Source organism: Microbacterium umsixpiens (assembly GCF_053543675.1).
Map to the genome: position 1 here is coordinate 10,492 of NZ_JBLVOH010000166.1, position 4,209 is coordinate 14,700.

At 68.6% G+C, this 4,209-nt stretch carries 6 protein-coding genes; 3 read left to right on the plus strand and 3 right to left on the minus strand.

Annotated elements, in window-relative coordinates; translation table 11 throughout:
* On the minus strand, positions 1 to 552 hold a 552-nt coding region (locus ACNPM4_RS16265; RefSeq protein ID WP_448986373.1), incomplete at its 3' end, for a P-loop NTPase.
* Complete coding sequence (locus ACNPM4_RS16270; protein ID WP_448986374.1) at positions 549 to 1,169, minus strand: SAF domain-containing protein; 621 nt, start codon at positions 1,167 to 1,169, stop codon at positions 549 to 551. The genes ACNPM4_RS16265 and ACNPM4_RS16270, both read right to left, overlap by 4 nt.
* A 97-nt stretch (positions 1,170 to 1,266) precedes the next feature.
* On the opposite strand from ACNPM4_RS16270, the gene ACNPM4_RS16275 reads away from it, so the two are divergent.
* Positions 1,267 to 1,545, plus strand: coding sequence for a helix-turn-helix domain-containing protein (locus ACNPM4_RS16275; RefSeq protein WP_029261953.1), 279 nt, complete (start codon positions 1,267 to 1,269; stop codon positions 1,543 to 1,545).
* Here the strand turns inward: ACNPM4_RS16275 and ACNPM4_RS16280 are convergent.
* Entirely contained in the window at positions 1,533 to 2,156 is a 624-nt protein-coding gene (locus ACNPM4_RS16280; RefSeq protein WP_448986375.1) for a hypothetical protein, read from the minus strand. The two genes, ACNPM4_RS16275 and ACNPM4_RS16280, sit on opposite strands and share 13 nt — an antisense overlap.
* 130 nt (positions 2,157 to 2,286) lie before the next feature.
* On the opposite strand from ACNPM4_RS16280, the gene ACNPM4_RS16285 reads away from it, so the two are divergent.
* The gene (locus ACNPM4_RS16285) at positions 2,287 to 2,673 is read left to right on the plus strand and encodes an Rv3235 family protein (RefSeq protein ID WP_029261951.1); all 387 of its coding nucleotides are present in this window, start codon (positions 2,287 to 2,289) and stop codon (positions 2,671 to 2,673) included.
* A gap of 24 nt (positions 2,674 to 2,697) precedes the next feature.
* Positions 2,698 to 4,182, plus strand: coding sequence for a sensor histidine kinase (locus tag ACNPM4_RS16290; RefSeq protein ID WP_029261950.1), 1,485 nt, complete (start codon positions 2,698 to 2,700; stop codon positions 4,180 to 4,182).
* The last annotated feature ends 27 nt before the right edge of the window (positions 4,183 to 4,209 follow it).

Consider the following 4,209-nt stretch of genomic DNA (forward strand, 5'->3'; position numbering starts at 1 on the left):
GGCACGACGGCAGGCCGCAGCGATCCCGGGTGCGTCGTCGCTGAGCCCGAGCAGCAGCGCGAGTGATGGAGCGACCGTATCGGCGTCGACCAGGGCGGTGGCGCGGCCGGACCGTGCGAGTTCCACCGCGAGCTCGATGGCGATCCTGGAGCGGCCCGGTGCGCCGTGCGGCCCCCACACGGCGATGACCCGGTGCGGATGGAGTGATCGAGGTGCACTCACGTGGTCGGCATCGGCGCGCAACGCCGCCGCGACCTCCCAGCCGGCCGCCTCGGGCGGCAACGCGGCAGACAAGCCGAGTCGTCCGAGCAGGCGGCTGTCGGCACCCCCGAGCGGGAGGATGCGGACTCCCGCCCGATCGCAGGTGGAAACCAACTCGGCCGTGAGTACTGCACGTGCGGCCGTCACGATGATCGCCTCGGCGTCACGAGGGAGTTCGAGATCGGCGGCGGGCAGAGGCAGGATGGCGAGGACAGAGACTCCCTCCATCTCCAGCTCCGCAGCCAGTTCGGTGGCGCGCGGTTCCGGGATCGCCACGACGACAGCCGTCACGAGCCGGCCCCGACCGGGAGGACGGAGAGTGCTGCGCCTCCGGTGATCGCGGCGAGCACATCGGCTGTATCGCTCCTGTCGATCACGAGTTCGAGCCTGGCCGCGGTATCTGCCAGCATGCCGTTCGACTCGATCACGTCGCGGACGACCACGTCCGTGACGAGGATTCGCGGAGTGTCGTACGTGCGCCCGTCGTCGAGCGGTGGGGCGAACCAGACGTCGACCACCGAACCGGCCTGTACCTCGCCGGGGATCCCGGTGTTGCTCTCGACCACGATGGTGGTGCTGCGGTCTCGGTCGGCATCAGCCAGCGCAGTCGTCGGCACGATCTCGCCCTTCGTGAGTGTGCGCGCCGCGACCTGACCGGGCTGCAGATCTTCGGGGCCGAGGTAGTCGTCGCCGGACAGGCCCAGCCCGACCTCGATCACCTGGAAGTCGCCCGCACTCAGCTTCTCGCCCTGCACGATGGTGCGGTCGGCTCGGAGCACAGGCTGCGCCTGGTCGGATCCGGTGACGACGAGCCACACTGCGGTGATGGAGAGCACGACCAGAACGATCCCGACGAGGAAACGGGTGTCGCCCCAGAACGCACGCCGAGGGCGAGAGAGGGAAGCCATGGCGATATCGTCACAGAAATCCCGGATGTGCTCCGCCGGTTATCCACAGGACCGCGGAGCGACTGATCCTCCTGATCCCGTCGTGGAGAATGGGGGGATGGCACCCCCGACCCGGCCCGCGTCGCGATTCCTCGCCCCCGCGCAGGTGGCCGAACTCCTGAGCATCGGTGTGGACGAGGTGATCGACCTCCTCCATGAAGGAAGGCTCCGCGGCGCGCAGCTCGGATCGCCGCCGCGCTGGCGAGTCGAGGAGTCGAGTCTCGAGGGCTACCTGGCAGAGGAATCGGAGAACGCCCGCCGCATGGCGTTGTGGAGACAGTCGCAGGTCGCGAGCTTTCCGGAGGTCTGGGGCACCTCCTCGGCTCACCGCAGCTGATCTCCCGGGGTGCGCACGGCGACGAGCGTTGAGAACGGGATGATGCGGAAGCCGTGCACAGCTCCGGCGAGACGCGCCTGCCCCGGATCATGCAGCGCCAGATCGAGGTGATCCGCTGCTGCACGGTCGATCGTGCCGTGGGCGTCGTCGCCGACGTGCACGCTGATGTGCACAGGGACCCGTCGTCGAGCGAGATCCCGCAGCACGAACCCGAGTGTCATCCGCTCGCGAAGCGGGTGTACCTCCGTCGCAGAGTCGTCGAGGCTCGCCAGGATCATGCCGTGGTCCGTCGTGATGCCGGCGACGGCGTGCAGAGGGAGGATCAGTGCCGATGCTGCCGTGCCCGTCGTGTGGCGGGAGCCGCCGACATCGCGTGAGGCCACGGCGAGCCAGTCTGCTCCGAGTGCCTGGAGTGTGACAGGCAGCCGTCGTCCGTTCACGAGGTCGATCGTCGCGTCGGTGCCGGCGCTGCACAACGTCCGGAGGCGGGCGCGCAGGTCCAGCTTCGCGATCCGTAGTCGCTCGGACTCGGCGTCGAGCACGGCCCGCTCCGCCTCCCAGTCCGACGCCAGCTGGCCTTCGAGGTCTTCGAACAGACGATCCCAGTGCACCCGACAGAGCGTAGGCGACGGCCGGATCTCACGTACGAGTTATCCACATGGTTGCTCGATGCGCCCCCGCCGGGGGACGACGTGGTGCTGTACTGACGGACTTCCAGACCTCCCCGACCGAGAGTTCGACATGATGCCTCACGAGTACTTCGCCGCCCAGCCCACGCCGACCAGCGAACTCCCCGATCCCGCACCGCTTCTGCGGAGTCTCACCACCGGCGTCCTCGAGGCTCTCGCCGGGATCCGGGAGGTCGATCAGCTCGCTCGCTGGCTCAGTGAGGATGCCTACCGAAGCCTGGTCACCAGAGCCAACCTTTCGGCGAGAGCGCGAAGCGCACGGGGTGTCGCTCCGGCACGACCGGCGTTCGCGATCAGGTCGCTGCGCGTGGCCGAGCCGACCGACGGCGTGATCGAAGCCGTCGTCGTGGTGGCGGGGCCGGGGCGTACGCGCGCGGTCGCCATCCGGCTGGACGGCATCGATCGGCGTTGGCGTGCGACGTCCCTGGCCATCCTCTGACGGATCTGACCGTAGGCTGGTGGGGTGTCAACCCTCAGTGATCTCGCCCATGCCCAGGGTCTCCTGACCGACAGCGACGTCGAGTGGCTGCACCGACTCGCCGGTGACGGGCAGCTCCTCGCCGATCTCGCGTCGGCGGACATCGTCATCTGGATTCAGACGGAGGACGGTACCTTCATCGCGGTCGCTCATGCACGGCCGAGCGGGGCAGCGACGCTGTTCTACCGTGACATCGTCGGTGAGCGGGTGCGACCGCAGTGGCGCACGCAGGTCCAGGGCGCCTTCGAGTCGGCCGAGATCGTGGACTCGTCGTCGCCGGACTGGTTCGAGGAGACCCCGACCAGGGTGCGCGCCGTGCCGATCGTGAGCGAACGACGCGGCGCAGATGCCGGGCCCACCGTGATCGGCGTGGTGACCAGGCACACCAACCTGGGCGAGTTGCGCACTCCCTCTCGCCAGCAGATCACTTTCGACGAGTGCGCGAACGATCTGTTCCGGATGATCGCGGACGGCAGCTTCCCCGACCTCACTGCACCGACGTCACCGCGTCGGGGTGCTCCGCGCGCGTCGGATGGCCTCATCCGGATCGACGTCGACGGGATCAGCACGTTCGCCAGCCCGAACGCACTGTCTGCGTTCAACCGCATGGGGTTCGATGACGAGCTCGAAGGGGAGTCCCTGGCCGAGGTCACCACTCGGCTCGTCCCGCCCTCGCGGCAGGTCGATGAATCCCTGCCGGTCGTGGTGACCGGCCGCGCTCCCTGGCGGACCGACATCGAGGCGCGAGGCGTCACGGTGTCGTTGCGCGCGATCCCGTTGAAGGACCATGGGACGCGCATCGGCGCGATCGTGCTCTGTCGCGATGTGTCGGAGCTGCGGCATCAGGAGCAGGAGCTCATCACCAAGGACGCGACGATCCGCGAGATCCACCATCGTGTGAAGAACAACCTCCAGACCGTGGCGTCGCTCCTGCGTATCCAGGCGCGCCGCACCCACTCCGACGAGGCCCGTGATGCCCTCACGCAGGCGATGCGTCGCGTCGATGCGATCGCGGTCGTCCACGACACCCTGGCTCAGGGCCTCACGCAGAAGGTCGATTTCGACGAGGTCTTCCACCGGGTGCTCAAGCTCGTGGCCGAGGTCGCCTCGGCGCCGAACACGCGCGCGCGCACGCAGTCGACAGGGCGGTTCGGGGTGCTTCCGAGCGAGTACGCGACCCCCCTCGCTCTCGCGCTCACCGAAGTCGTCACGAACGCCGTCGAGCACGGTCTCGCCGGCCAGGAGGGCATCGTCACCATCGACGCCGCCAGGACCGAGGAGAACCTCCGTGTCACCGTGCGCGACACCGGTCTCGGTCTCCCCGAGGGTCGGATCGGTCAGGGCCTCGGCACACAGATCATCCGTACCCTCATCCAGGGGGAGCTGGGCGGCACCATCGAGTGGCACGGAAGCGATGGCGAGGGCACAGAGGTGGTCATCGACATCCCTCTGCGCTGGCTCGATCGCTGACCGGCCGCACGCAGGGCAGACGAAAAC

What these genes read in the sequence shown, in the direction of transcription:
- ACNPM4_RS16270 (WP_448986374.1), bottom strand. Translation starts at nt 1,169, where the DNA reads ATGGCTTCCCTCTCTCGCCCTCGGCGTGCGTTCTGGGGCGACACCCGT.
- ACNPM4_RS16275 (WP_029261953.1), top strand. Translation starts at nt 1,267, where the DNA reads ATGGCACCCCCGACCCGGCCCGCGTCGCGATTCCTCGCCCCCGCGCAG.
- ACNPM4_RS16285 (WP_029261951.1), top strand. Translation starts at nt 2,287, where the DNA reads ATGATGCCTCACGAGTACTTCGCCGCCCAGCCCACGCCGACCAGCGAA.